The sequence below is a fragment of the Bacteroides muris (ex Afrizal et al. 2022) genome (assembly GCF_004793475.1).
Classification (GTDB): Bacteria; Bacteroidota; Bacteroidia; order Bacteroidales; family Bacteroidaceae; genus Bacteroides; species Bacteroides muris.
The window spans coordinates 24,143-50,028 of sequence record NZ_SRYZ01000001.1 but is presented as its reverse complement, the minus strand read 5'-3'; the positions used below and the strand labels follow the sequence as shown (position 1 = coordinate 50,028).

The following is a 25,886-nucleotide window of genomic DNA, read 5'->3' as shown; positions in this document are numbered from 1 at the left end:
ATATGAATTATTTGGACCGCAATGAGTTTAACTACGCACCTTCGCAAGAGGTGGTGGAGGCTCTGAAGAATTTTGATATAAACAAACTCTGTTTCTATACCCGTATCTACGACGAAGGCAAGAAGAGCATTCTGTCCGTTTATCTGTCCGAGACTTACGGAATCGATGAGCCGCAGGTGCTGTTGGGTTATGGTGGAGAAGATATATTGAAACAAGCAGTCCACTATTTCCTGACCCAAGAGGATGGGAACAAGACGATGCTCATTCCTAAATTCTCGTGGTGGTACTATAAATCCATTGCTGATGAAGTGGACGGGCATACGTTGCAGTATCCATTGTATGAGGATGGCAATACCTTTAAATATGATTTCGCTGCCATGAAAGAGATGGTACAGCGTGAGAATCCCAAGGTCCTGTTAATCGCTTCGCCCAATAATCCCACCGGTAACGGTCTGACCCCTGCAGAATTGGACGCTTTGTTGGCTGAGTTGCCCGTAACAACCATCGTTTTGGTGGACGAAGCCTATGCCTCTTTCGTATCTACTGATACGGACTATATTAAAATGCTGGTTGATAAATATCCCAACCTGATTATTTCACGCACGCTTTCCAAGTTCTACGGATTGCCCGGATTGCGCATGGGGTTTGGGTTTATGAGTAAGGAGTTGGCCAGCTTTGGCAAATACAGCAACAAATATCTGGGTTATAACCGTATCTCTGAGGATATTGCTATTGCCGCACTGAAATCGGATGCGCATTACCGGAATATAGCACGGCTGATGAATGAGAGTCGTGCCTGCTTTGAAGCGGAGATAGGGACGTTGCCTGGTTTCAAGGTATATGAGTCGGTGGCGAACTTTGTCCTTATAAAATATCCGATTGTCTTGAAAGAACGCTTGCAGAAAGCTTTTGCCGACGAGGATTATAAGGTGAAGTTCATGAATGAACCAGACATCAATACCCATTTGCGTATTACATTGGGGCGTCCTGAACAGAACCGTATTGTCATTGACACCATTAAAAAAATTGCATTACAATGAAAGCGGTTATACTGGCTGCAGGGATAGCTTCGCGTTTGCGTCCGCTGACTGATACCACCCCGAAGTGCCTTCTGAAGGTGGGAGAGCGTTGCTTGCTGCAAAGAGCCTTTGATGCCTTGCTGCAGAATGGCTTTCGGGAGTTTGTCATCGTCACCGGATACAGGCAACAGCAGATTGTGGATTTCCTCGAATCCCACTATCCGGCATTGAAGGTTACCTTTATCTATAATGAAGCCTATGCTTCTACCAACAATATCTACTCCTTATGGCTCACACGGCCCTATGCGGATAAAGAAGAAGTCCTGCTGCTGGACAGCGATATACTCTTTGATCCACAGCTCGTTGCCAAGCTGCTTGGATATGCCCAAGCGGATGCGCTGGCTCTGAACCGTCATGCGCTGGGAGAGGAAGAAATCAAGGTGATAGCGGATACCGAGGGCAAAGTGCTGGAAATCAGCAAGACTTGCTCCATATCCCAAGCCATCGGAGAGTCCATCGGCATCGAGAAGATGTCTGCCGCCTATACGGAGGCGCTTTTCCGGGAACTGGAGGTAATGATTACAAAGGAAGGTTTGGATAACATCTTCTATGAGCGTGCTTTTGAGCGTCTCATACCGCAAGGACACTCTTTCTATGCACTCGATACTACCGAATATTTTTCAGTGGAGCTTGATACGGTGAATGACTTTGAGCAAGCACAGCGGTTGATTCCTTCACAACTTTATTAATTAATGGGCTGACTTCTATGGCAGATTATGATATACGTCCTTTGCAGCTTCGTATTCTGAAGATATTGCTTGCTGTGGATAAAGTGTGTAAAGAGCATGGCTTGCGCTATTATATTATGGCGGGCACTATGCTTGGTGCAGTCCGTCATAAGGGATTCATCCCTTGGGACGACGATTTGGATATCGGTATGCCGAGGGCAGATTATGATTTGTTGATGTCCCATTCCAAGGAGTGGCTTCCCCGGCCTTACGAGGCTGTCTGTGCCGAAAACGACCCCGATTACCCGTTGCCATTTGCCAAGATACAAGATGCCGATACGACTCTTATCGAGCGTATGCACCTGAAATACCTGGGAGGTATCTACTTGGATGTGTTCCCGTTGGACGGTGTGCCGCAGGGCAATCTGCAACAGCGAATCCATTTTGCCCGCTATGAATTCTACAAGCGGGTACTCTACTTTATCTACCGCGACCCTTATAAGCATGGGAAAGGTCCCGGCTCGTGGTTGCCGTTGTTGTGCAGGAAGCTCTTTACTACTGCCGGCGTACAGAGAAGCATCCGGAATGTGATGACTGCCTATGACTTTGACAAGTCTTCGTTGGTCTGTGATTATGACGACGGTATGCGCGGCATCATGCCCAAGACAGAATTGGGAACTCCGACTCCCGTCCTGTTTGAGGACGAAACAGTATGGGGAGTACAGGATTATGATGCCTATCTGACCCGGAAATATGGAGACTACATGGTAATACCGAAACAAAGCGGGCAGAGACAGCATAATTTCCATTATCTTGATTTGGATAAGCCCTACAGAGAATACAAAGGAGTATGATTTGCAGATAAAACATCTTTTAATACAACATCACTTTGTGAGATTAAAATCATAAGACAGCGGCAATTTTGCGGACTTGCGCCAGCTTCTCCATGAATGATTTGTCTTTCCGGGTGGTTAGCATATTGTATTTCAGTTGCAGGCGCATCAACGTCTCTGCATCGACATTCAATGCCGCTTCAAATAGCAGCGCTGTCTTTTCCGTCAATGGACGGTGAGCGTTGAGAATCTCGTTCAATACGGAATATTGCATACCCATTTGTGTCGCCAGTTTGCGCTGCGATATGCCTCGACATTCGATTTCATCTTTTAAAATCTCCCCCGGATGTGTCGGATAAGCAGGTGTTAACCTATTTGCGCACATTCTTTTGTTTATGTTCTTATCTGTATCCATATTTTTTATTTGTAATGGTTCGACAAATCTGTTATATCACATATTGTAGCAATGGTTTCTCCGTCCTTGATATGCTCCTCAAACTCTATTCGATATTGGTCATTTACCCGTACCGATGACAATCCGGTTTTATCTCCTTTCAGTTTCTCGTAGTTCAATGAATTGTAATTCAAAAGAGAAAGGACATTCGGCAATTCCACCATCAGGTCTATGACACGGATATATTTGCGGATTATCTGAGGTTGGTATCGGTGCTTCTTGTCAGATACGCCTTCGGTATATAACCGTTGCAAATATTCCTCGTTGAAATTGATTTCCATTATATGTTGTATTACTATGCAAAGGTATAACTTTTATTCGATATGTTCGCAAAAAAAGCGAATGCAAAATCGCTCATAATCATTAGTGCCCCGATTTTAACGGGCACTAATAATATCAATTAAAACATTAAAATAGCGCAAATAGCCTGTCCTTGATAACATTACATCAATGGCAGACTTCTTTTGTGTCTTTCAACAGGGACATTTACTGAATATCCTTACATTTTCCAAAATTTCCATAAGGGACCGAAATCTTTGGTTAATAAATAAAATACGCCTTTTAGGCGGCTGCGTATTAGACTTATGTTGAATCTATTTCCCGTTTTAAAAGTTCCTATCTTTTGGGAATTGAAATCTTCTCCTTTGTAAGTGAAAACTTTGCGGAATGTGGATGAAGTCATGCCCCATTTTAATAGAAATTGCATTTGACCACAATTCTTGCGTATGCGGGTAGTCGATTTTGTTTCAAAATGATAGATACGGCTGGCTTGTAGCCCTTTCATGAATCTGACTCCACACATATATAATTTTGCGGTGAAATCTGGGTCGCTGTACATTCCGGGTGAGTATTCTATACTATAACCGCCCACTAAATCCCAAATGTCTCGGTGTACGATATTGGGAGGAATGGTAGCCCCCATCCAGTCGTTTATTGGGTAGCTCATGTATTCTTTCAGTAATTTATCTTCTTGAAAAGTTTCGATACTGTCTCCATAATTGGCCAAGATGGTTGATGCGCTTTGTGTGTGTGGCTGTATTGATGTAGCTGAAAGAAAGAAATAATTATCAGGCAGCTTTTCTATTTCGTCATAAAGAACCTTGTCCCAAAAAGGGAGTACATACATATCATCATTCAAAAATAGAATATAATCAGTTTTGACTTTAGTGCGCATCATATTCATAGCAAAACATACTCCGACATTCTGTTCAGAATGTGTGTAATCAATTTCTTCTTTTTTTATCCACTCTAAAGTCCCATCACTTCCGTCGTTTACGTGTACAATGATTTGGTGATTGTAATAAGAGTTTCTTTGGATGCTTTGTATGCATAGTTTTAGGAAAGCAAGGTTATTCCATGTAGGTATAACGATTGAAAATAGTCTGTCTTTGGATTTTATAGCTGCCATCTTTTGTTGATTGAGAAAATGAACACAAAGATATTTATATAAATGGAGTTTTTGATTATAATTACTTGAAAACATTTATATTTTATAATATACGAAAACAATATTAGTTTGAAATATACTGTTTTAAGAGTAATATATAATACTTTTAAAATAGTCTGGATTTGAATTGAATTTTTATGCTTGCGTTTTATGTTGGCTGATGTTCTGTATTATATGATTAGCCTATATCGCTATTTGCGAAACTTGAATTAAGTTATTACTTTTGTGCCGAATCAGCATTTCTAATTAATTTGTTATGACCAAATTCTTAATTATCCGTTTCAGTTCCATAGGCGATATTATCCAGTGCATGGGGGTTATTGGCGGAATACGTGAACGGTTTGCAGATGTGGAAATCCATTGGATTACCCGGAAAGATATGGTGGGAACCTTGTCGATGGATGGCAGGATTGATAAAATCTGGGCGTTTGACAAGGAGACCGGACTTGCCGGGTTGTTGAAAATGGCGGCTGATTTGAGAAAAGAGCATTTCGACTACATTTATGACGCTCATAGTAATATCCGTTCCAACATATTGAAGCTGATATTGTCTCCATTGCCTTTTGTGAAACCTTATGTTGCTTTGCGGAGCAAAGAGAGAGGCAAACGCTTTTTGTTGTTTAAACTGGGAATCAATCATTTCGACAAGCCTTTCAGGGGGATGGTGTCTTTTCAGAAACCATTGAAGAAATGGGGAATTACGCATTTTCCGGACAACTATCACGACTGGCATTTCCCGGATGAAATACGTAGCAAGTATGAGAACTTTGTAACCAAAGATATGATTACGCTGGTGCCGTCTGCCAACTGGGAAATGAAACGCTGGCCCGTTTCCTATTGGAAAGAATTGGTTGCCCTTCTTCCTGAGTATAAATTTGTTATTCTGGCTGGTCCGAAGGATACTTTCTGTGAGGAAATCAGAAGTGCTGCACCGGAACGGGTAGTTAACCTTGCGGGGCAAACCTCATTGATGGAGTCTTCTTACATAGTGTTGCGTTCCAATCTGGTAATCAGCGCTGATACGGGTTTTATGCATGCCGCTGATTTGTTCCGTGTTCCTGCTTTTGCCTTGATGGGACCTACGGCCTTCGGTTTCCCTACGGGACCTACGGTGGAAATACTCGAAACAGCCCTGCCTTGCCGTCCGTGCACCAAAGACGGACGGGGTAAATGCAAGCTGGCTGTTTATCAGAAGTGTATGGTGGATATTACCCCCCAACAAGTCGCTGAAAAGATTATTGCTTCTCTTGGTTGATGGCGCCTATAGTCTTTGTAGTGGAATAACCGTCTACGAAAGGGATAGTTACTGTTTCTTGGGCGTACTCCCTGCCTACAATGTTTTCTATGGCATAGTCGCCACCTTTTACCAACACGTCCGGTGCAACTGTCTTGATGAGATTCAGAGGGGTGTCTTCCGTAAAAATCACTACGTAGTCCACTGCTTCCAAGGCTGCCAGGACTGTGGAGCGGGCGTTTTCATCATTGATGGGGCGCGATTCCCCTTTCAGACGTTTTACCGAGCTGTCCGAATTCAATCCTACGATAAGTACGTCCCCCAGTCTTTTGGCCTTTTCCAGATAGCACACGTGTCCTTTGTGCAGAATGTCGAAGCAGCCGTTTGTGAATACGATTTTGCGCTCCTGCGCACGCAGTTGTTTTATAGTATCTGCAAGTTGGGGAATAGGAATAAGTTTGCTGGCCGGTTTCCCGATTTGTAGCTCGTCCTGCAACTCTTTGAACAGAATGGGGCTGGTGCCTATTTTCCCGACTACAATGCCGGCCGCTTTATTGGCAAGATAAATGGCATCTGCAATAGGGATACCGGATGCCAGTCTGGTATATTCAACAGAAGAACGATGCTATATGGTTAGTGCTATCCGCTATGTAGATGAAGTGGTGGTCTATCGAAACGTGGGTGACATTGTGGATGAAGTGGATTTCGACCTGTTTGCCAAAGGCCCCGACCAGTCTCATGCGGGATTTCAGCGCGTAGTGGATTATTGTGGCGAGAATGACAAAGAAGTGGTTGTCATGGCCCGTACGGAAGGAATCTCCTCTTCAGAATTGAAGGACCTGATTAAATGTATGAAGTGATGAATATCAAAGACATAAAGATAGAAAAATGGCGAATTACGATATAAGATCTCTGCAACTTAGGCTGCTGGATATCCTGATGGCCATTGATGCGATGTGCCGTAAATACAATCTTAAGTATTATCTGGTAGACGGCTCTCTTATCGGTGCCGTACGCGAGAAAGGCTTTATTCCCTGGGATGATGATATGGACATCTGCATGCCCCGCGAAGATTACGAGAAGCTGATTGCGCATAGCCGGGAATGGCTCCCTGCTCCGTACGAGTTTGTCTGTTTTGAGAATGCCCCTGAATATCCGCTTCATTTTGGCAAGGTGCAGGATGCAAGTACCACGTTGATAGAACGTCCCCATTTGTATTATTTGGGCGGGGTGTATGTGGACGTGTTTCCCATTGACGGGGCACCGGAAGGAAAACTCGCGCAGCGGTTTTACGACATTAAGTACAAATACCTGAAGAAGGCGCTCTATTTCCTTTTTCGCGACCCTTATCGTCACGGACACGGGCCTTCGTGCTGGCTGCCCTTGCTGGTGCGCAAATGCTATACGTTGCCGGGGTTGCAGATGAAGATAAAGCGGCACATGATGCTTTATGATTTGCGCACGAGCCGCGTGGCAGCCGTCAACCACAATGACGGACTGGGCAGTATGGTTGATAAAGAGAAGGTATTGGGGGAACCTACACTTATAGAATTTGAAGGAAAGACTGTTATGGGCATGAGGGATAACGATGCTTATCTGACGCAGTTATTCGGTGATTATATGACTCCTCCTCCTGAGGGTAAACGTCATCAGCACAACTTTTATTTTATGGATTTGAATCTGCCTTATCGGGAGTACAGGAAATGACTTACCTCCGTGTCTGGCCAACGGTCAGAACAGTTTCTTATAAAAGCGTTTGTTTCTTTTCCTTTTTTCAAATTTACCAAGTGCATCCATTACCTGCTTCGTGCTTTGTGCAATATCCCAGCCACGCAAGGAGGCATATTCTTCTGTGATATATTGCAGCAAGTCTCTCCTGTGGGTGATTCTCTTCAGGTTCTCCAGACATTCTTTGGGTGAAGCGGAAGCCTTGAAGGTGGAGCGGTTGGTATCGATGACGGTGAAGTGATACTTCCCCGCCTCATCAATGTGATAAAGGATGTTGCTCAGATTGGGGTCTCCGTGGAAGAATCCTTTTTGATGCATGGATACGAAGAAAGCCGCCAGAGCAGAAGCCGCCCGCTTGTCGAATGCTTCTTCTTTTACCAGTAGCGGATAGAGCGGTGGGTAATGGCATACGCCGGAGATGAAGTAGCCGGTATGGAACAGCCGATACTTTTTGCATTCAATGCATGCGATGCCTTCGGGAGTGTCTATTCCGATTGATTCTAACTTATGGGCATATAAGAATGCTCTTTTTGCTTTGCTCTTCCGCCAGAAAGTATAGGCCAGCCGTTGGATGAGGTTCGGTGTCTTGTATCGTTTTACAATCCATTCTTTATCATCGTTCTTGAATCTTTTGACCACATTGCGGCTGGCGTATATGGTTTCTCCTTCTGTTCCGAATTTCTCCGGCAGATTGGAGACAAATTCGAATGCCGATTGGTATTTGGGCTGGATGAGAATCTGCATACGGTTATTATTGGTTGGTGGTTTGCAGAAAAGCTATGGCCTTTTCCGCTGCTTGTTTGAAATAGAATCCTTTGGATATCCTGTCACTCATTCTCAATACATTGTTTCTCATCTCGCGGTATTCTTCGACAGTAATTGAAAGGAGTAATCGGTTCAGGTCTTCCAGTTTGCCGATACATAATCCCAAGCGGTTGCTTTGCACGAAAGGTGCCAAGGCAGCTCGCTCCCAGATAATGACGGGCAGTCCGCAACGAATGTATAGTGAGGTCTTGTGCGGAGTGTTGAACTGGAGGTACTCTCCGAAGTCTCCACAGCAGGTTTCTACGGAATCTCCGTCCCATACAAGGCCGAAATCCCCTTCTACGGATTCGATTAGCGTGTCGGACTGTACGAACCCTTTTATGCGAAAATGCTCCCTGCCTTTTGCCTCTTCCAGGAAGAATCCGCTGCCATACAAGTTTACGGAGTATCCTTCTATCTTTTCTCCCCATGAGTAAAGGAAGGCATTTTTTCGTCGGCTGAGTGCTCCGGCATATACAATCTGGTAGGGGGGGGATGGCAACTCCTTGTGTGCGTCCGGCCGCGCTACCGATAAATAATCCCATACTCCCAGATGGCCGACAGGCATCTGGCAATGTCGGTCTTTTATCCATTGCTGCATGGCGGGATTGGTCGCGATGATATAGTCGGCATGTTCCAGTCTCTTTATTTCTTGGGAAACTGAGAGCTTTTTGCGACGGAAAGAACCCAAGTCGTGTATGAGTATCACTATCTTGCAGCCTTTGAAATGGGCGACGTTGCAGATGAAGCTGAAATACTTCTTTAGGGGATATTGCAGGAAGAGTATGTCTCCTTTTCTTAAACAAACTAATGCTTTCAATACTCCAAAAAGTGTCAGTACAAATGATACGATGACGTGGGGATAGAAAGTACGTTTGAGTCCGATGTTTCTGAATCCCCATCCCGCCATTAAATCTTCCATATCCGTTTTGGCTTTGTAGCCGGAACTGGAGACTCCTTTGTAGTTACGAGACAAATAACATTTCATGGTTTTTTGCTGATTACTGATTCTACTTTTTGTATGATACTTTGGACTTTTATCTGCGTTAAGCAGGCATAGTCGTCTCTGAGGCAAGGCTTGTTGCCGAAAATGGAACAAGGGCGGCAGGGTAGGTCTTCTGTTTGTATCGCATTTCCGGCGGTTTGTCCCCATCCCATAAATCCGGCAAAAGGATGCGTCGCTCCCCAGATGGAAATCACGGGAGTGGCAGTCAGCGAAGCCAAGTGCATGTTGGCCGAGTCCATAGATACCATTACTTTCAAATGGCTCATCAAGGCTAGCTCTTCGTCCAGTTTCAGTTTTCCTGCCAATGACAGCACATTGTTGTATGCTTTACTCCATAGCTCTAATTTTTCCGTTTCGGTTTTTCCTCCTCCGAACAGGAATATTCTCCAGTCTTTGTGAGATGAAGCTTCCTCTATCAGTCGGGCAATGGTGGTGTCGGGCAAAGTCTTTCCCCGATGTGCTGCGAAAGGGGCAATCCCTATCCAATGTTTGTCGTCGGGCATTCCGGTGACGGATTGGAACAGGGAAATGGCACCTTTTCCTTCGCTGTAGATGGAACAGAAAGTCGGTTCTATGGGATAGCCCAATTTGTCGAGTACTTCTTCATAACGGATAAAGGAGGAAGGAAGTTGTCTCAGCTCCTTGTGCTTTGGTTTCACCAGTTTTCTTTTTTCCTTACGGCCTTTGTCGATGTGTGCTATTTTTGCTCCCGAAAAAATGAAAAGCATCCGTAATATTTGGGTGCGCAGCACGTCATGAAGGTCGGCCACGGCATCATAATGCCTCTCTTTTTTCAGTTCGCGGAACAGTCGAAACAACCCTCCCAGTCCTTTATATCGGTTTACGTCAACTCCCCGAAAGTGCACGTTAGACGGTGCTTCGGCAAACAAAGGTTGCATGAACGGTCTGCTTAGGACTGTGATATCCAGTTCCGGATATTGTCGGGCCAAGGAGTCAATGACCGGTACTGTCATCGCCACATCGCCTAATGCCGAAAATCTGATAACCAAGAGTTTCATTTCCTGCCGTAAAGAACCGGATTCAAACTTGGGTCATTGTACATCTTCATCTGTTTGTAGACCTTCATGTATTTGCTTCCGGCTTCAATGTCTGCAATCAGTTGGTCGATGGCGGTAGATAAATCATGCCGTTGCTCCAGCAGAATGTTCAGTTTGGCTTCGCACTGCGCATGATGTTCGGCGGTAGTCTCCGTACGCTCCACTTCCTGGCGCATGTGATGTATTTTCAATGCCAGAATGGAAAGTCGGTCGATGGCCCATGCCGGGCTTTCGGTATTGATGGTAGCGTCCGGCTTTACTTGGATACTCTTGTATTTGTCCAGAAAATAGCTGTCTATCAGTTCCACCAGATCCGTGCGGTCTTGGTTGGACTTGTCTATTCTTCTTTTAATCTTCAAAGCTTCTGAAGGCTCGATATTCGGGTCGCGGATGATGTCTTCCAGATGCCACTGTACGGTATCTATCCAGTTCTTCAGATACAGATAGTACTCAATGCTTCTCAGCTCGTAAGGATTTTGAATAGGAGTGTCCACATGGTCTTCCTTGTGATAGTCAAGAATAGACTCTGTAAATATACGATTGCTAAGTGTTGTAAAGCTCATAACTTCAAAGATTAAATGATAAACTATGATTTATTGAATGACAAAGCTAAGCAAACTTTCCTATATATCCAATTATTGTTGGGCTTTTTGTGTTGTCCCCGCACGGCTCTTTCATTTGTAGTAGTTATCGGAAACTTTAGCTATTCCCGTTTCAATCATTAATGAAAAACATCCGAAGTATTTGAGAAAAACATCCGAAGTGTAAAGGATAAAGTTGGAAGATATAAAGAGGAAGAGGTTTTTCCAGCTTTGGTCTTTCTATCCCAAACCTTGGGATAGAAAGACCAAGGCTTGGGATACATGTCCGTAAGCTGAGGATAAACCTTGCGCAACATAACTCCTTTAAATGAAAGAGCCGTGCTGCCCCGTCTTCTTGACAGCGCGTTGCCGGAGTTTTTCTACTTTGGCTGGGAGAGGTAATCGAAGCGAATCATCCGGTCGGAAATATCGTATGCTTTTTTAGCGAACTCGGCTTCTGCCGGGGTGGGCTCTTCACCTACCACCTCCATTTGGGGGCTGATGGCGAATCCTTTCTTGCATGGGTCGAGGATGCTTTGGCCCAATCCGCTCCAGTAATAATCGTCCAGTTGGAGCAGGTTCAACAGGGTAGGGTACATGTCGATTTGCCCCATCACTTTGTCATAACGCATGCCTATCGGAGAGTTTACTATGATGAAAGGGGTGAATGTCTTGTCGGATACGATGCCCTTGCCACCGGGTGCGTTGCACAGTTCTTCGCGGTAGGCAGCCAGTCCTTCGTGGTCGCCGGTGATGACGATAAGGGTCTCGTCGTATTGTGGGAGTGTTTTCAAGTACTCCACGAATTTTCCTATCGCCTTGTCCGTATAGCGTGCGGTGGTCATGTAGTCGTTCATTTTCTGTGGAATGGCCGGAGAGAAATGAATCTCTTTCAATTCTTCGGGCAATTTGAAGGGAGCATGGCCGGAGTAGGTCACCAGCTGCATGTAAACATTCTCCCCCTTCTTCCAGATTTCCCCCTTCTCTATTTTTTGGCTGCATTGCGCCAGGAAGGAGCCGTCTCCGGTACGTTTGTGCGTGCCGAAGGCTTCTGTCAGTTCAAAGTCATGATAAGCTATGATGGTGTCGGTGCCGAAGCTGTAGGCTATGACGCCTTGGTTCCAGGTCGATACTTTATCAATGGTCAGGAGGTAGTTGCGCGAGTTCTTCTGCTGATGCATGGCTTTTTGCAGGGTTCCGTAGGTGTGGTCTGGATATTGGCTGCTGTATGTGCCGCTGTTGATAGGCAGCATACCGGCGCAAAGCAACAGCTGTGCATCAATGGAACGCCCTCCTTTCACTTGCGTCAGCACGCGGGGAGCGTATAAGGTGGTGGAGTCCTGCAGCAGTTTGTTGAGATACGGGGTAATCTCTTGCCCTTCCACTTCCCTTTCGAGTATCCAGCTTTCCAGAGATTCTGCCAGGATGACGATGCAGTTGTTGCGGATTCCGATACGTCCGGCCAAAGGGTGATGTCCGGGTTTCTGGCTCAGCCACTCCTTTATCTCTTGCTGTATCTGTGGGGTGGCCTCCTGCTTCTGGTTGATGAGGTCATAGCATAGGCTTCCGAAGACGGTATACATGGAAGTGGTGCTTGCACACAGATAGGCTTTCTGGCGGACGGTGTTGTATGCTTCCTTGAATCCTCCTTTTGCCAGGGTGGTGATGGCAAACAGCAGAATACCGATTCCCAAAGCTCCTCCGTAATACTTGTATGATGTTCTTCCGGCGGTATTTCTTTTGTAATGCCAATAAAGGGGGATACCGGCAATGGTAGATAGAGGGAAGAAGATGTCGTACCAGCGGAAGGAGTCGTAAACGCTTCCGGTGAAATCGGCGAGGTTTCCAGAAAGTCCATAGCTGTTAAGTGGGATGGCAGTATAGTAGGTGCGGAAATACATCAGGTTGACAATCAGTAGTATATCCAGCAAAAGCATGATGACTATCTCTGTTTTCCAGAGCCGGAAGAACTTATAGGGGACGAGAAGTACGAGGGTGGCTATTATTTTGGTCGCATAAAATTCGATGGTAGAGAATGAAGCGAATGTGGTGGGTATGCCCCAGATGAAATCGAATAGCAGGAATTTGAAAAAAATGGTGATTCCGAACAAAAGAGTCACTTTATCTGTTGCCCCTTGTTGACTGTCGGAGCAATGAAAAAGATTTCTTTTCATAAAATAGTATTTTTAAAATATTGGGGTGCAAAGATAGATATTTTAGAGAAGAAAAAGCTTCATAAACAGCAACTTTTGGAGAAAAGTTGATAAAAGTCATTTTTTTCCCCGGATTGATGCAGTATATGCAGAATTCTTGTATTTACTTTGCAGACGTTTAAAGCAAAGAAAACAGAATTGTAACAAACTAAGGGCTGGACTTTATTGTTCTATTGGTAATTTGAGGTGACGATTGTGTTGTTGCCGTGATATTTTGAGTGTATGAAGAAGCATTATTTATTTTTCGTTTCGGTAGCCTATTCCTATCCTATACTTCGCCCGCTTCAAGACGAAATCAGGCGTAGAGGGGATGATGTTGCATGGTTTATTGAGCCAGACTGCCCGGTGCTGTTGGCCAAGGATGAGAGGTGGCTTCAAACTGTTCAGGAAGTGATGGATTATCAGCCTATTGCAGTTTTTGCACCGGGTAATTATATTTATGATTTCTTCCCGGGAGTGAAAGTTTCTCTTTTTCATGGCTACCCTATCAATAAGCGTGGCGATGAAAAGGACGACCATTTTTCTGTTCGCGGATGGTTTGATGTCTATTGCACGCAAGGAGAAACGAGCACTCTTCCTTTCAAGGAACTTGAGAGGAAATACGGCTTCTTCAAGGTATACGAGACGGGCTGGTGCAAGGCGGATACTTTCGTGAAGGAACGTGCGCATATTCCTCATAATGCACGTCCGGTAGTCTTCTACTCCTCCACGTTTACAAAAAATATTACTTCCGCCCCTCATCTGTTTGATACCATCAAGAGACTGGTACGCGAGAAGAACTGGGATTGGATTATTTCGTTCCATCCGAAATTCTCGGATATGGAAGTCCTCAAAAAATACAAGGAACTGGCTGCTTCCTGCCCCAATATTACTTTCCACGAGAGTGGACTTGTCGATGCCAAGCTGCTGAACAGTGCAGATGTACTGTTATCCGATGCTTCGTCCGTCATTGTCGAGGCGATGATGTTGGACAAGCCGGTGGTGACCTATTGCAACACCATGCCGGGACCTCATTTGCTGAATGTCACTGACACGGATGCTGTAGAGGGAGCGATAGAAAAGGCCATTTCCCGTCCGGCAGAACTGATGGAGCGGATGCGTGCTTATGTGCACAAGCATGAAGCCCATCTGGACGGTGAGTCCTCTTCACGGGTACTGGATGTCGTAAACAACTACATCTGGTATTTTCAAGGTAAAACCAGAACCAAGCCCTGGAATCTGGTGCGTAAGTTTAAATTGCGATGGCGGGTGGGCTATCCGTTGATGGCCACTTTGCGGTTGTGGTAATTGTCATAGCTTATGGAGAACACTGAGACACTAGCTCTGATAAGTATTATTGTACCGGTCTATAATGTAAAGAATTACTTGGAGAAATGCCTGCAATCTATTTGCGGGCAGACTTATAAGAATCTGGAAATAATATTGATTGACGACGGCTCTTCCGATGGTTCGGGAGAGCTTTGTGATTTATTTGCCCAAAGGGATGGGCGGATAAAGGTTATCCACCAGACGAATGCAGGTCAGAGTGCAGCCAGGAATAGAGGTTTGGCTGTAGCTCAAGGTGAATTCCTTGGTTTCGTGGATAGCGACGACTGGATTGAACCGGATATGTACGAATTCTTGTATCACTTACTGAAAGCGAATGGGGCGGATATATCCATTTGCTCGCATTATCGGGACAAAGGTGGGAAGAGTGTGGCAAAGTATGCTTCGGGAGAGCAGTTTGTGTTTACTCGTGATGAGGCTGTCCGTGCTCTGGCAGTAGACAAACATGTCAGAAACTATATGGTGGATAAATTGTTCAAACGCAGCCTGTTTGCAGGTATTGTCTTTCCGGTTAATCGTGTTTTTGAGGATTTGGCCATTTGCTATCGGGTGTTTTACGGGGCAGGGAAGGTTGTGATGCAGGATACTCCTAAATACCATTATATGATACGGGAGGGGAGCACGATGCAGAGCAGGTATAATCCCCGGAAAGAATATAACCTTTTTCAGAGCGTCTACGAGCAAGTGAAGTTCATACTTGAAAAAGATATATGGGATAAAGCTGGAGTTTATGTCATGCGTCGTGGAATACGCTTACTGGACCATACAATGATGGTAGAAGCCTCTGTTTCCACTGATGAAGTCATTCGTGATGTGATTACCAAAATGCATGAATTTGACTATGTCGGTTATGGGCAATTGGGCTTTTCTCTTTCTTTGAAACGTTATCTTATTTATAATCATAAGGACTTCTATCGGAAAGCTTATCGGTTGATAAGGTCAATCTTCAAATCGAAACGTCATAAGTATTGAAACTGATTGAGTATGGCTGAAATAAAGATGTCTATTATAGTTCCGGCATATAATGCAGAGAAATATCTGGAACGTTGCCTTGATTCATTGGTAAATCAAGATTTGTCGACCAAGGAATATGAGATTATCGTAATTAATGATGGTTCAACAGATAGAACCGGAGCTATTTTACATGAATATTCCAATCGTTATTCTTATTTTCATTGTATGACAGTAGAAAATAGCGGTGTCAGTGAAGCACGAAATTATGGTTGTCGGAAAGCTAAAGGAAAATATTTTTTATTTGTTGATGCGGATGACTGGATTCAAAGTAATGTCTTACAATATGTTTATGACTCTCTTGAAAAAGATGAATTAGACATTTTGGTAATGGATTTTCAGTATTGGGATGAAAAAGGAAAACTTCCCAAAGAGTTTAATCGAGTGTCTGATGAAAAGGTCTTGTCGGCTCAAGTTTGGTCTGGAACGGATTTTATGCAACAGTTTTTGCCACAAGTGGTCTGGTGCAATGCTTATAGAGCCTCTTTCTGGCAAGAACATAAATTGAAGTTCTTGCCTATTCGTCATGAAGATGAAGAAATTATTCCCAGAATCTTCTTTTATGCAAGGCGTGTAAAATATTCATCTATAATTTTCTATCATTATTATAAGAATTCAGATTCGTTTATGATGAATTATGATGAACACGCTTCTCTTTATATGCTTCAGGCTATGGAGAGCTTGGAAGCATTTAGACAAAAGAATGTGAAAACGGAAAAGATGAATAGTTTTTTTAAAAATTTGATTGCAAGAAGGCTATTGACTACTTTTCGTATAGGAATAAGAAAAGGGATACCGGCAAGATTCCAGCATGAGATGATTGTGCAAATGAAAGCAAAGGGACTATCACCGTTACCTAAAGGAAAGGGAATTATGCATATCTTTTTATATAAGTATGCCCCTTCTTTATTTATTGCATATTATCGTAGCAAAGAGAAACGAAAAAGAAAATAACTTTTGGACTAAATGATAGCTTTTTATGATGTAGGGAAAGTGAATTTGTATTAGAGTCTGAGTTGAAACTAATTATGAAGCGAATTTTATTTTTTCATGAAGTGTTTCCTTGTGGAGGAGCAGAAAGGGTTACAATTGATATAGCTAATTATCTATCTGGCTATGGTTATGAAAGCTTTGTGGCTTTATGCCATAAAACGTATGATGTAGCTGGTATAGAAATCATAGAACTTCCTAATCAGGATATTAATTCGTTGGAGAATGCGAATGCTTTTATTGAAATTATAAATTCACTCTTTATTGATGTTTTTGTATTGCCTATACATCTTTTGAAACATCTGGATTACATCATGGACGGTGTTCATTGCAAGCTGGTATTTGCGCCGCATAGTATTCCTTTATGGGAGGCTGTGGCAAAAGTGGCAGATAAAGGTAAACGTGCCGAAGGTTCATGGTTGAAAATGTTGAAGTGGCGTTTTATAACTTGTCCAAGGGAAAAATGGTTCCCAAAATATGATAAGCCGTTTATTGAACAACATAAAAATTTGTATGGGCGGGCTGATGCATATGTTGTATTGTGCGAAGACTACAAGCATACGCTGATAAAGAAACTTGGTGTACCTTTTGAGAACAATAAATTTCACGTGATACCCAACTCTGAAAGGCAAATTCTTTCGGTCAACCATCATAAGAAGAAACAAATATTATTTGTAGGGCGCTTTACTTATGTTGATAAACGTGTGGATAGGTTGATTGATGTTTGGAAGCGGATTTATAAACAAGTGCCGGATTGGGAGCTGCTTCTGATTGGTGATGGTGTTGAAAGGCAGAACCTTCAGCAGAAAGCTACTGCCTGCAATTTGCAAAGGATTCGTTTCTTGGGCTATCAGGAAGATGTGTCCGGTTTTTATAGGGATGCATCGGTGCTGTGTCTGACATCTACTTTTGAGGGGTGGGGGCTTTGCTTGACGGAAGCGCAGGCGAATGGAGTAGTGCCCGTGGCTTATGATTGTGGCGCCGGAGTGCGGGAGATAATTTCACCGTCAGGAGTGAATGGATTTCTTGTATCGCCTTTTAATCAATCTAAATATGCGCGGACACTGTTGAAGCTATTGAAGGATCCCGATATGTTGAAACAAATGCGGCAGAATGTTGTCGTGAAAGCGCAAGAGTACTCTCCGCAGATTGTGGGAAAGAAATGGAAAGAGTTGTTTGAATCCTTGTGATAGACTAAAAGCTTTGATGTATGAATAGTGATGCTTTGCCGTTGGTTTCTGTTATCATACCTGTTTTTAATACAGAGAAATATATTGAGGATTGCATTTTTAGTGTGATAAATCAGAACTATAGCCGATTGGAAGTTATAATAGTGAATGATGGGAGTACTGATGGAAGCCGTTCAATAATCCAGAAATATATGGAAGTTGACAGGCGTATTGTTTGTATAGACAAGAAAAATGAAGGGTTGCCTCTTGCCAGGAAAACCGGGATATTGAAGGCAAACGGAAAATATATCCAGCATCTTGACAGTGATGACACGTTGATTGATGGGGTTATTGAAAAGTTAGTATGTAGGGCAGAAGAAACTGATGCTGATATTGTTGCATCTTCTTTCCTTTTTTGTTATCCGGACAAGGGGCCTGTTCTTTCAGAGCCTTATACATTCGGTGAGATTTCAGGAATCAGTTATTTCAGGCAGAAATTGAATTTGCAGGCTTATTGGAGTGTGTGGTCTCATTTTCAAAAACGTTCATTGTTTCTTAACAACAAGATTGAAACTGTCGCCGATATATCGATAGGTGAGGATGCCATCATGATGACACAATTGATTCTGGCGGCTGATAGGATTGTTTCTTTGAATATTCCTACTGTTAATTATTATAGAAATTCGTCCTCGATGTCTTGTCTGCCGAATGAGGAAAAGTATAAGGATTTCAGGGCTTATCAACGATGGATTGAGAAATATGTGTCTGCCAAAGGTTTGTCGGAACAATTGGGAAAGGAGATTGCCTATATGCATCTTCAGACTGCATATACGAGTCTTTACTGGAAACAATACGGGGATGTTGCAGATGACATGAGACGGTTGGTTGCTGATGTGAAGCGATACCCGGATTTGGTTGAAAATCTGTCCAGGCGGGAACGTAAGCTGTTGGAGGCTTACAAGCTTTCAACCTTTTGGGGGAATTTGAGGGTAAAATATTATATCTTAAAAAACAAACTATAGAATGAATATATTGCACAAGATAAAATGTAAAATATATCGTTTTCTTCTGAAAAATGGAATGTTGGTTCCTAAGGTGGTACTTTTGATGGATGGTGGGGTCTGCTCACAGATGCATCAGTATTTGCTGGGACATCTTTTTGGACAAAAAGGATATAGGGTGGAATATGACTTGACCTTCTTTAAAGAGTGGGGGAGCGATATGGATTATCATTTTGTCAGAAACTTTGATTTGCAGAAAGCATTTCCCTATTTATCTGTAAAGAAGGCTTCGAAAGTAGCTGTTGACGTGTATAAAAGGAAATATTACAATTTGGGGAACAATACGTTGAGTCGGGAAAATGACTTTTCATTTCTACAAAAGAAGCCTCCGGTCTATTTAGGTGGTTATTATCATGTTCCGGCTGATATTTGGCTTCCTGCATTTCGGTCGCTTTTTAGGGTAATGCCCGAGGTGCTGGATGCACAGAATAAATTGCTGTATTCAGAGATTGGTTCACGTCCTTGTTCCGTGGCTGTCCACGTAAGGCGTGGGGACTTGAAAGTGGAAATTCCGGCTTACGGCAAACCTGCTTCATTGGAGTATTTCAAGTCGGCAGTGACTTATATGCAGGATAGGGATATGTCTTCTTTCTTCTATTTCTTTTCGGATGAGCCGGACTGGGTGAGGGATGAACTTATTCCGCAACTTTATCTTACGGAAGGTAATTGTAAGGTTGTCGATATAAACGGTTCGGATAAAGGATATATGGACTTGTTTTTGATAGCCTGTTGTCGGCATCAGATTACCAGTAAAGGGACTTTGGGCAAATGCGGTGCTCTCTTAGAGGATAGTCCGGAAAAGACAGTAGTCCTTTGCGATGATGAAGTGGAATATCCGTGGAAGGAACTGTTTCTGAATCCGGTGTTTTTATAGAGCCACTTCGTTATTGTTCTCAATGAATGAATAATATGGCGTATATTTACAAATTATAGAAATCTACATTTATCGATATGAGACCTAAACTAAGCATTATAACTGTAAACTTTAATAACAACAGTGGTCTAAGCAAAACGTTGGAAAGCGTCAGACACCAGTCTTTTTCCTCTTACGAGCATATCATTATTGATGCCGGTTCCAAGGATGGTAGTCTGGAAACAATCAAGCAGTATGCGGAAGGAAACCCGCATGTGACATTCTGGGTGTCAGAACCGGACAAAGGGATATACGACGGAATGAATAAGGGAATGGAACATGCTGGTGGAGAATACTTGCAATTCCTTAATTCCGGTGATTTTCTGGTGGGAGATGTTTTAGGTCAGGTGGATTTTGATGGGACGGAATACATTTATGGCGATGTAAGGGTTGCTGTTTCGGCAGATAAGAAGATAAATATACAATCTCCTTTTCCTCTCGACCTTGTCTTCATTTTACTGAAAGATACCATTTGTCATCAAGTGTGTTTCATTCATCACTCCCTTTTCAATAATCAACGATACAGAACGGACTATATCCTGGCTTCCGATTGGATTCATATTGTAGAGAATATTATCCTGAGAGGATGCAGCTATAAACGTGTGCCGGTATGCATTGCCGAATACGACGGAAATGGAATCAGTGCGTCCAGCGGGTCTTTAGGGGTAGACGAGCGGATGCGTTGGATAAAGGATAACATACCGGCAGCATTTTATGATAGCTTGTTGGAACTCGATAGAACCCGGATGGAACTTAATGAGTACAAGAATTCCGAGTTAGGTAAGATAATCCCCATAGTGAGCCATACAAGGAGGTTCTCCAAACGTGCCCGGAAACTCGTTCTGTTCTTGTATAGAATAAATTCCATCTTCTCGTCCTCATCAAGGCGGCATAAGAATCAGAAAAAAAAGAAGTAGTGGTATGGATGTCGTGATATGTGTTTCTTCCAAGGACTGCCTGATTGTCAAGAAGACTGTTTTTTATATTCACCGGAATATAGGAAGTGATAATATTTATATTATAACAGACAAGCATAGTTTCGGCTTCTTTTCAAAAAGGTTCCGGAGCAGATATAATGTCAGTCTGGTTGATGAGGAAGAGATTGTTGCGGACCGTCGGCAGCTGGAGGCAATAGCCGGGCGGCACTTTACATGTGAGTATAGATTCGGATGGTATTACCAGCAGTTCCTCAAGATGGAATTTGCGCGTAGCCGATACGCCAAAGATTATTATCTGATATGGGATAGTGATACCATCCCTCTTAACCGGTTGTCCTTTTTTACCTCAAATAAAATGATATTTACTCCGAAAACAGAATATCATGAGCCCTACTTCAGGACGATGCAGGCGCTCATCGGCTATGGCAAGGCTACGGACTATTCATTTATTGCCGAACACATGCTCGTTTCTGTTCCTATTATGAAGGAGCTGATTCGGAAGATGGAAACTTCCGGCATTCCGGGCGATTCATGGTTTGAGAAGGTTATCAATGCAGCTCCTGCGGATGAGAAGAATGGATTTTCTGAATTCGAAACTTATGGAACTTATTGCCATTACAATTATCCGGATTATTTCATCCTGAAGGAACTCCGCACATTCAGAGAAGCAGGAAACGTTTATAGTCGTAGTATCTCTAAAAGAAAGCTCCGAAAATTATCCAGGAAATACGATACTATTTCGCTGGAAAGCTGGAGCACTCCCCGTAAGTCTATTAGGAAATTGTGCAATGATATGGAGGAATACATATTCTATCCATTGATGAAGCTGGTTTCAAAATTGCGGTAAAATTGAATAGGAAAGGAAATAAAGGGGGATGATAGCGTGGAAGAGGGATTTTAGTACCCTTTTCCACACTGTCAAATCTTTAGAAGCAATAACCCAATGAGAGCATCAGGTTGCGGTTTTTGTTGCTACCGTTCTCAATATTGTCAGTCAGTCCCCAGTCATATCCGATGGAGAGTTGATATTTCTGACAGAATTCAATACCGGCTTTTAATCCCAGACCGAAGTCGAAACGTTTCAAGGCATTGTCTCCGAAAGCGCTGGCAGAATCATAGATATTCGTAAATCCTCCTACTTCGTCAATTGAGTAGTCCGTTTCTTTCATCTTGCCGAAGAGACCGACGGCAAAGTAAGGGCCGAAGTTGGCAAATAGGCTGATGCTCTCCGTTACGGCATGTTTGTAGCCCATGTGTATGGGGATTTCCAAATAGTAAGGATTGATTTTTAAGGATGCGCCACTGGCGCTGACTTGTGCTCCTTTCAGGGACAGCAGTGCAGCCATGTCGAGATAAACACCTTGGGCTATCTGGGGCAAGTCTTTCTCGGCCTTGATGCCGGCATGGAAACCTACCTTGCTGTCAAAACCATCGGTGGAGAACTTGCTGGAATTCATACCTGCCATCGCTCCCCATTTGAGTCCTTCTTGCGCGTGGATGCCCATAACGCCAGTCATCAGTAATGCGAATAAAACTAAAATCTTTTTCATGTTGTTTATTAATTAATTAATTAATGTTGGTGCAAAGGTAATGCTTATTAGAGAAATGTGTTTAATCCTTTTGAACATTTTTCAATCTTTATAAGGAAGCATGTAGCCTATTATATAACCGATTTGTTCGGGGTCGAGCGCATAACCCATATTCTGCATATACTTCACTTCTGCGGAAGATGTTGTGTAGAAGGTATTTCTGACTGCGCCTTTGTAAAGTCTATAAAGAGGGACGGTTCCAGGCATTTCGTTTTTGTAAATATAGCCTTGAATGTATGATGTTTTAAAATTATCGTAGTTATATCCTTTCTTTTGCATGTTTTGGACCTCATCCCACGAGGTGGTATAATATGAATTCTTTGTAGAAGATTTATATAGTCTGTAAATAGGTACAGTCCCGGGTTCTGCATTTTTGAATACATATCCCTGAACATAATTAGTTAATATAGGGTCAGGAAGATAGCCAATATTCATTTTGTCTATTATTTCTTCATATGAAGATGAGTAAAAGGTGTTTCTGTCTTTGCCTTTGTATACCCTATAAAATGGATTCACTTCTTTCACTACGATTTTTTTGCTATCAATATAGGCAAGTACAGCTTCTTTTACTTTTTGCTTTTTAATCGGGTCGGATATTAAGTCATAGATAGGGTATGTCGCATTCCAGTCCGCGTCAATCAGTTTTGAATGCTTGTCGTCTACGGATTCCGACCAAGCTCCTAAGTTGATGGTGTATGAAGTGCTTTGGCCGGGAGTAACGGTTATTGATGTCCCGGATGTGGAACCGCCGATTGATTTGATATGGCATTCCCAATTGGTGTTTTTTTTGTTTGTTTCTGTTATTTCAGTTTTATTCCATGCTCCGTTGGCATTTAAACCTATAGAACTGAGATTGTACTTGGCTCCGGCACTTACAGTTTTGGTCTTTTCTGTACGATTTGTTTCTTCTGTTATCGCTGATTTATAATCTGCAACATATTTTCCTCCGACAATAATTTTAGTCAGTACATGAGTTCCATACATTTCTACGATTTTTGCAGCAGAATATTTATTGAGGTCTTCGATGAAAGTCGTGGATAGGTATTGGGACAGTGTGCTGATGTCTGTATTCAATAAATATCTTCTTTGCTTTTTCAGGACTTCAGCTCTTGCAAAGGAGTATTTGGTAGAGTAAGATGACATGGTGTTTGACTTGAAACCGGTTTTGATTGTACCAGAGAAGAATCCTTCGGCATCATCTTTAATGCCTATTTTGCCTACAGACCCTTCGAAGTTGGTATCAGTGATGACTTGGTGCAGAAAGGAGTGTGCATCTTCTCCGGCAAACACTCTTTGGTCGATTATGCCTATAAAGGGGTTGTCGAATCTGTCTTTATGGTCTTTTACGAATGCATCCACATCTATTATTCTTAATTTGGTTGAATTCTCGCCCATATATTCTTCGGTTATGTCATAGCCATAACCTAATACATCATATATGCCATCACCTGCGGTTCGGGTATTTACACTTTGAGGAAGTGACGTTGAATCGGGTTCGATGACACTTTCATCGGAACAACCGGATAATGCAAGTATTATCCAGCTCATAAATAGAAATAGCTTTTTCATGAATTTCGTATACTTTTGATTGATAAATTGTATGCTGAGTGCTTCTATAGTGTGAAGTTGCCATACAAGAATACTCCATCGGATTCTATTTGGATAAAATAGTTGCTGCAAGATTCTTTATCTAGGTTGATGCTGATATTTGTTGGAGCATCGCATGTTTCCGAATAGACGGTTTCACCGGTCGATTCGTTGATGAGGGTGATGGTGACAGTGGGCAATGTCTCGTTGAAGTCGATGCATACTGTATTATTATATAAGTAGGCATTGGCAGTTCCGGGAAGTATGCTACGGGGTATAGGGTGGTTTTTCTTATCAATTGTTTTTTTTCTTTGGTTCAAGGTAATTTCTGCAAAAGGACTGTTCTCTCTTTGTGCGTATGTCAGAACGCTGCTTAATGAGAATATTACAGTCAGCATAAAAAAGAATCTTTTCATTGTGATACACTTTATTGGTTATTGATAGTGCAAAAGTAGCTTTGATGCACTACGGAAAGTGTATAATGTTGTATAATCATGTCGTATAAAAGTGTATAAAGACATATAAATCAGTCTTAATGGAGCTCTTTTAAAACATTCTTAAGTGAAGCTTCTTTGTGTGCGAATCCCATTCGTTGCTCCAGTATACGGTCTGCTCTTTTGTATACAGTATCTCGTGTACAATTCAATATGTGGCAGAGATGGCTTGCCGGAAGGTCGGCCAAGTACAGACAGCATAAGCGGATTTCATCTTCGGTCAGTCCGTATCTTGATTGTAATGTGGAAGTTATATTACTCCAGCATTTGTCAGTTTCTGTTATCAATTGTCGCCAGTCGTTTTTGTGCATCATTTCTGCTGAACCGCCATTCGTCTTGTAGGACTGAATGATGCGTTTCATCTTTTTGTAGACATCGGATTGCTCGAACATTTCTTCATGAATCTCTTCAGGTATATATGCTGCAATCGGATGGGTGGTGTTTTGTTTCTTTCTTAGAAATAGTACATGGATGAAGATTGCTAAAATTCCGATGAATGTTAGTGGAATGCCAATAGACAAAATTAGGGAAATGGATTGTGTGTTGAGTTTCTCTGGTAAGGAATTGAATCGCAGATTTTTTTCGGCAGTGATAATCTCATCGGTTTGACTGTTGTTCTGCATACTATTCAAGTAGGCTGAATACTTGCGTTCCATCTCTAAGGAAGTAGCCAAGTCGCCTTGCTCTTTGGCTATATCGGCCAGATACATATATATACTGGCTTTGGTGGCAAAGTGCTTTGTAGGCAGGGCTTTCTGTAGATAGTAATGGGCTGAATCGTATTGTGATATTTGGTAATATGCGCTTCCAAGTAGTTCGAAAGCTTTGTAGCATGTGTCTGGGTTCGCTTGTACGCCAAGATTCCGTTTGGCGAATTCTATAGCTTTCTCTCCGTTTTCCATCCAATTGTATAGTAGGCATAGTGAGGTGAATACGCTTTCTTTCAATCGTATGTTGGGTGAATTTTCCGCAATGCTGAGTGCTTTTAATATCATTTTTTCGGCTTCGGGATAAGATGCCTCTCCTTTTTCCATTTGGATGAGTCCTCTTTGTGTTAGGACTGATGCTTGAAGGACGGGGTCTTTTTCTCCTATTTGTGCTGCCAGCCGGTAGGTGGAATCGGCTTGTGTGTTCAGATTTTGTGAATAATACAGATGGCCTATGTTGAAGTAGATAAGGCTTAACAAACGCTTTTCTCCTGCTTCTTCAGCCAACGGCTCTGCCATGAGAAATTGGGTCATGGCTTCCTTTTTCTTTCGTGAATCCCGGTAGACGCAGCCGGAATAGTAATGGGCCCTTGCCCGCTTTTCTATGTCGTTTGTGCCGTTGTAGTAGGTCAGGGCCGATTGTATCAGGGAATCATTGGTTTGGATAATGTAGTTCTTATCTCTTGCTTCTGTCATTAATAGGCCATAATAAGCACTGTCAGCTTGGGTCTGCAGGCTGTTTGTCGGGAATGCTTCGAGCATAGATAGGGCAGTGTCCGGTTGCTGAACGATGAGCGAGTCAATTGCAATCAGGTACTTATTATAGTTCACTCGGGTATTGCAAGCAATGAACAGAAGTACGATTAGGACAGATAGGGTTGTAATAATAGCTTTTCTCATGTGGTGAACAAAGTTCTCTGTTAAGTCGGGTGCAAAGGTACATCTTTTTCATTATTTACTCATATAATTGCTTGGGCATATTGAAGTTTGAAGAGA

General features: G+C 42.8%; 27 protein-coding genes. 14 read left to right on the top strand and 13 right to left on the bottom strand.

Annotated elements, in window-relative coordinates; translation table 11 throughout:
• Window positions 1-2 precede the first annotated feature (2 nt).
• The 3 genes from E5355_RS00240 to E5355_RS00230 are packed head-to-tail and all read left to right on the top strand — an operon-like array spanning window position 3 to window position 2,601.
• Window positions 3-1,040: a pyridoxal phosphate-dependent aminotransferase gene (locus E5355_RS00240; protein ID WP_009037401.1), complete on the top strand. Its 1,038-nt coding sequence runs from the start codon at window positions 3-5 to the stop codon at window positions 1,038-1,040.
• Window positions 1,037-1,768 carry an NTP transferase domain-containing protein gene (locus E5355_RS00235; RefSeq protein WP_136008679.1) on the top strand — a complete coding sequence of 244 codons (732 nt, stop codon included), beginning with the start codon at window positions 1,037-1,039 and terminating at the stop codon, window positions 1,766-1,768. Before E5355_RS00240 ends, E5355_RS00235 begins: the two co-directional genes overlap by 4 nt.
• 17 nt (window positions 1,769-1,785) lie before the next feature.
• Window positions 1,786-2,601, top strand: a complete 816-nt coding sequence (locus E5355_RS00230) for a LicD family protein (RefSeq protein ID WP_136008678.1) — start codon at window positions 1,786-1,788, stop codon at window positions 2,599-2,601.
• Between the two features lie 49 nt (window positions 2,602-2,650).
• Here E5355_RS00230 and E5355_RS00225 read toward each other — a convergent pair whose 3' ends face one another.
• The 3 genes from E5355_RS00225 to E5355_RS00215 all read right to left on the bottom strand — a co-directional run bounded on the left by E5355_RS00225 (window position 2,651) and on the right by E5355_RS00215 (window position 4,442).
• Window positions 2,651-2,995: a HigA family addiction module antitoxin gene (locus E5355_RS00225; RefSeq protein ID WP_136008677.1), complete on the bottom strand. Its 345-nt coding sequence runs from the start codon at window positions 2,993-2,995 to the stop codon at window positions 2,651-2,653.
• Between the two features lie 5 nt (window positions 2,996-3,000).
• A complete protein-coding gene (locus tag E5355_RS00220) occupies window positions 3,001-3,315 on the bottom strand; it encodes a type II toxin-antitoxin system RelE/ParE family toxin (protein ID WP_136008676.1) in 315 nt (104 codons plus the stop codon).
• Window positions 3,316-3,533: 218 nt separating this feature from the next.
• Window positions 3,534-4,442 carry a glycosyltransferase family 2 protein gene (locus E5355_RS00215; RefSeq protein ID WP_136008675.1) on the bottom strand — a complete coding sequence of 303 codons (909 nt, stop codon included), beginning with the start codon at window positions 4,440-4,442 and terminating at the stop codon, window positions 3,534-3,536.
• A 295-nt stretch (window positions 4,443-4,737) separates the two neighbouring features.
• On the opposite strand from E5355_RS00215, the gene E5355_RS00210 reads away from it, so the two are divergent.
• Entirely contained in the window at window positions 4,738-5,736 is a 999-nt protein-coding gene (locus E5355_RS00210; protein WP_136008674.1) for a glycosyltransferase family 9 protein, read from the top strand.
• Here E5355_RS00210 and rfaE2 read toward each other — a convergent pair.
• Complete coding sequence (gene rfaE2, locus E5355_RS00205) at window positions 5,717-6,211, bottom strand: D-glycero-beta-D-manno-heptose 1-phosphate adenylyltransferase (protein WP_246866849.1); 495 nt, start codon at window positions 6,209-6,211, stop codon at window positions 5,717-5,719. The genes E5355_RS00210 and rfaE2 overlap by 20 nt on opposite strands.
• A 70-nt stretch (window positions 6,212-6,281) precedes the next feature.
• Between rfaE2 and E5355_RS00200 the strand changes: the two genes are divergently transcribed.
• Complete coding sequence (locus E5355_RS00200) at window positions 6,282-6,575, top strand: hypothetical protein (RefSeq protein WP_136008673.1); 294 nt, start codon at window positions 6,282-6,284, stop codon at window positions 6,573-6,575.
• A gap of 28 nt (window positions 6,576-6,603) precedes the next feature.
• On the top strand, window positions 6,604-7,422 hold the full coding sequence (locus E5355_RS00195) for a LicD family protein (RefSeq protein ID WP_136008672.1): 819 nt from the start codon (window positions 6,604-6,606) through the stop codon (window positions 7,420-7,422).
• Between the two features lie 24 nt (window positions 7,423-7,446).
• On the opposite strand, the gene E5355_RS00190 is transcribed toward E5355_RS00195, so the two are convergent.
• The 5 genes from E5355_RS00190 to E5355_RS00170 all read right to left on the bottom strand — a co-directional run bounded on the left by E5355_RS00190 (window position 7,447) and on the right by E5355_RS00170 (window position 13,066).
• Window positions 7,447-8,187 carry a lipopolysaccharide kinase InaA family protein gene (locus E5355_RS00190; protein WP_136008671.1) on the bottom strand — a complete coding sequence of 247 codons (741 nt, stop codon included), beginning with the start codon at window positions 8,185-8,187 and terminating at the stop codon, window positions 7,447-7,449.
• 7 nt (window positions 8,188-8,194) lie between these two features.
• Entirely contained in the window at window positions 8,195-9,235 is a 1,041-nt protein-coding gene (locus E5355_RS00185) for a galactofuranosyltransferase (RefSeq protein WP_136008670.1), read from the bottom strand.
• A complete protein-coding gene (locus tag E5355_RS00180) occupies window positions 9,232-10,272 on the bottom strand; it encodes a glycosyltransferase family 9 protein (protein WP_136008669.1) in 1,041 nt (346 codons plus the stop codon). The genes E5355_RS00185 and E5355_RS00180 overlap by 4 nt, the downstream gene beginning before the upstream one ends.
• Entirely contained in the window at window positions 10,269-10,874 is a 606-nt protein-coding gene (locus E5355_RS00175; RefSeq protein WP_136008668.1) for a DUF4254 domain-containing protein, read from the bottom strand. Before E5355_RS00175 ends, E5355_RS00180 begins: the two co-directional genes overlap by 4 nt.
• Window positions 10,875-11,272: 398 nt before the next feature.
• On the bottom strand, window positions 11,273-13,066 hold the full coding sequence (locus E5355_RS00170) for an LTA synthase family protein (protein ID WP_136008667.1): 1,794 nt from the start codon (window positions 13,064-13,066) through the stop codon (window positions 11,273-11,275).
• A gap of 261 nt (window positions 13,067-13,327) precedes the next feature.
• Between E5355_RS00170 and E5355_RS00165 the strand changes: the two genes are divergently transcribed.
• The 8 genes from E5355_RS00165 (at window position 13,328) to E5355_RS00130 (ending at window position 21,360) form a co-directional block, all read left to right on the top strand.
• Window positions 13,328-14,392, top strand: a complete 1,065-nt coding sequence (locus E5355_RS00165; protein ID WP_136008666.1) for a CDP-glycerol glycerophosphotransferase family protein — start codon at window positions 13,328-13,330, stop codon at window positions 14,390-14,392.
• Between the two features lie 12 nt (window positions 14,393-14,404).
• Entirely contained in the window at window positions 14,405-15,403 is a 999-nt protein-coding gene (locus tag E5355_RS00160; protein WP_136008665.1) for a glycosyltransferase family 2 protein, read from the top strand.
• A gap of 12 nt (window positions 15,404-15,415) precedes the next feature.
• Window positions 15,416-16,396 (top strand): glycosyltransferase, encoded by a 981-nt coding sequence (locus E5355_RS00155; protein ID WP_136008664.1) that lies wholly within the window; start codon window positions 15,416-15,418, stop codon window positions 16,394-16,396.
• 74 nt (window positions 16,397-16,470) lie between these two features.
• Window positions 16,471-17,622 carry a glycosyltransferase gene (locus tag E5355_RS00150; RefSeq protein WP_136008663.1) on the top strand — a complete coding sequence of 384 codons (1,152 nt, stop codon included), beginning with the start codon at window positions 16,471-16,473 and terminating at the stop codon, window positions 17,620-17,622.
• Between the two features lie 20 nt (window positions 17,623-17,642).
• Window positions 17,643-18,623 (top strand): glycosyltransferase family 2 protein, encoded by a 981-nt coding sequence (locus tag E5355_RS00145; RefSeq protein WP_136008662.1) that lies wholly within the window; start codon window positions 17,643-17,645, stop codon window positions 18,621-18,623.
• A 58-nt stretch (window positions 18,624-18,681) separates the two neighbouring features.
• Entirely contained in the window at window positions 18,682-19,536 is an 855-nt protein-coding gene (locus E5355_RS00140) for an alpha-1,2-fucosyltransferase (RefSeq protein WP_370282018.1), read from the top strand.
• Window positions 19,537-19,613: 77 nt separating this feature from the next.
• Window positions 19,614-20,492, top strand: coding sequence for a glycosyltransferase family 2 protein (locus E5355_RS00135; RefSeq protein ID WP_136008660.1), 879 nt, complete (start codon window positions 19,614-19,616; stop codon window positions 20,490-20,492).
• 4 nt (window positions 20,493-20,496) lie between these two features.
• On the top strand, window positions 20,497-21,360 hold the full coding sequence (locus E5355_RS00130) for a DUF6492 family protein (RefSeq protein ID WP_136008659.1): 864 nt from the start codon (window positions 20,497-20,499) through the stop codon (window positions 21,358-21,360).
• A gap of 79 nt (window positions 21,361-21,439) precedes the next feature.
• On the opposite strand, the gene E5355_RS00125 is transcribed toward E5355_RS00130, so the two are convergent.
• The 4 genes from E5355_RS00125 to E5355_RS00110 form a co-directional block, all read right to left on the bottom strand.
• The gene (locus E5355_RS00125; protein ID WP_136008658.1) at window positions 21,440-22,063 is read right to left on the bottom strand and encodes a porin family protein; all 624 of its coding nucleotides are present in this window, start codon (window positions 22,061-22,063) and stop codon (window positions 21,440-21,442) included.
• 81 nt (window positions 22,064-22,144) lie between these two features.
• Entirely contained in the window at window positions 22,145-23,650 is a 1,506-nt protein-coding gene (locus tag E5355_RS00120) for an MAC/perforin domain-containing protein (RefSeq protein ID WP_246866847.1), read from the bottom strand.
• A 65-nt stretch (window positions 23,651-23,715) separates the two neighbouring features.
• Window positions 23,716-24,105, bottom strand: a complete 390-nt coding sequence (locus E5355_RS00115; RefSeq protein ID WP_136008656.1) for a DUF3244 domain-containing protein — start codon at window positions 24,103-24,105, stop codon at window positions 23,716-23,718.
• A 116-nt stretch (window positions 24,106-24,221) separates the two neighbouring features.
• On the bottom strand, window positions 24,222-25,790 hold the full coding sequence (locus E5355_RS00110; RefSeq protein WP_136008655.1) for a tetratricopeptide repeat protein: 1,569 nt from the start codon (window positions 25,788-25,790) through the stop codon (window positions 24,222-24,224).
• Window positions 25,791-25,886: the final 96 nt, after the last annotated feature.

Coding starts and splice junctions, on each gene's coding strand:
- E5355_RS00240 (WP_009037401.1), top strand. CDS start 3: ATGAATTATTTGGACCGCAATGAGTTTAACTACGCACCTTCGCAAGAG.
- E5355_RS00235 (WP_136008679.1), top strand. CDS start 1,037: ATGAAAGCGGTTATACTGGCTGCAGGGATAGCTTCGCGTTTGCGTCCG.
- E5355_RS00230 (WP_136008678.1), top strand. CDS start 1,786: ATGGCAGATTATGATATACGTCCTTTGCAGCTTCGTATTCTGAAGATA.
- E5355_RS00225 (WP_136008677.1), bottom strand. CDS start 2,995: ATGGATACAGATAAGAACATAAACAAAAGAATGTGCGCAAATAGGTTA.
- E5355_RS00220 (WP_136008676.1), bottom strand. CDS start 3,315: ATGGAAATCAATTTCAACGAGGAATATTTGCAACGGTTATATACCGAA.
- E5355_RS00215 (WP_136008675.1), bottom strand. CDS start 4,442: ATGGCAGCTATAAAATCCAAAGACAGACTATTTTCAATCGTTATACCT.
- E5355_RS00210 (WP_136008674.1), top strand. CDS start 4,738: ATGACCAAATTCTTAATTATCCGTTTCAGTTCCATAGGCGATATTATC.
- E5355_RS00200 (WP_136008673.1), top strand. CDS start 6,282: ATGGCATCTGCAATAGGGATACCGGATGCCAGTCTGGTATATTCAACA.
- E5355_RS00195 (WP_136008672.1), top strand. CDS start 6,604: ATGGCGAATTACGATATAAGATCTCTGCAACTTAGGCTGCTGGATATC.
- E5355_RS00190 (WP_136008671.1), bottom strand. CDS start 8,187: ATGCAGATTCTCATCCAGCCCAAATACCAATCGGCATTCGAATTTGTC.
- E5355_RS00185 (WP_136008670.1), bottom strand. CDS start 9,235: ATGAAATGTTATTTGTCTCGTAACTACAAAGGAGTCTCCAGTTCCGGC.
- E5355_RS00180 (WP_136008669.1), bottom strand. CDS start 10,272: ATGAAACTCTTGGTTATCAGATTTTCGGCATTAGGCGATGTGGCGATG.
- E5355_RS00175 (WP_136008668.1), bottom strand. CDS start 10,874: ATGAGCTTTACAACACTTAGCAATCGTATATTTACAGAGTCTATTCTT.
- E5355_RS00170 (WP_136008667.1), bottom strand. CDS start 13,066: ATGAAAAGAAATCTTTTTCATTGCTCCGACAGTCAACAAGGGGCAACA.
- E5355_RS00165 (WP_136008666.1), top strand. CDS start 13,328: ATGAAGAAGCATTATTTATTTTTCGTTTCGGTAGCCTATTCCTATCCT.
- E5355_RS00160 (WP_136008665.1), top strand. CDS start 14,405: ATGGAGAACACTGAGACACTAGCTCTGATAAGTATTATTGTACCGGTC.
- E5355_RS00155 (WP_136008664.1), top strand. CDS start 15,416: ATGGCTGAAATAAAGATGTCTATTATAGTTCCGGCATATAATGCAGAG.
- E5355_RS00150 (WP_136008663.1), top strand. CDS start 16,471: ATGAAGCGAATTTTATTTTTTCATGAAGTGTTTCCTTGTGGAGGAGCA.
- E5355_RS00145 (WP_136008662.1), top strand. CDS start 17,643: ATGAATAGTGATGCTTTGCCGTTGGTTTCTGTTATCATACCTGTTTTT.
- E5355_RS00140 (WP_370282018.1), top strand. CDS start 18,682: ATGTTGGTTCCTAAGGTGGTACTTTTGATGGATGGTGGGGTCTGCTCA.
- E5355_RS00135 (WP_136008660.1), top strand. CDS start 19,614: ATGAGACCTAAACTAAGCATTATAACTGTAAACTTTAATAACAACAGT.
- E5355_RS00130 (WP_136008659.1), top strand. CDS start 20,497: ATGGATGTCGTGATATGTGTTTCTTCCAAGGACTGCCTGATTGTCAAG.
- E5355_RS00125 (WP_136008658.1), bottom strand. CDS start 22,063: ATGAAAAAGATTTTAGTTTTATTCGCATTACTGATGACTGGCGTTATG.
- E5355_RS00120 (WP_246866847.1), bottom strand. CDS start 23,650: ATGAGCTGGATAATACTTGCATTATCCGGTTGTTCCGATGAAAGTGTC.
- E5355_RS00115 (WP_136008656.1), bottom strand. CDS start 24,105: ATGAAAAGATTCTTTTTTATGCTGACTGTAATATTCTCATTAAGCAGC.
- E5355_RS00110 (WP_136008655.1), bottom strand. CDS start 25,790: ATGAGAAAAGCTATTATTACAACCCTATCTGTCCTAATCGTACTTCTG.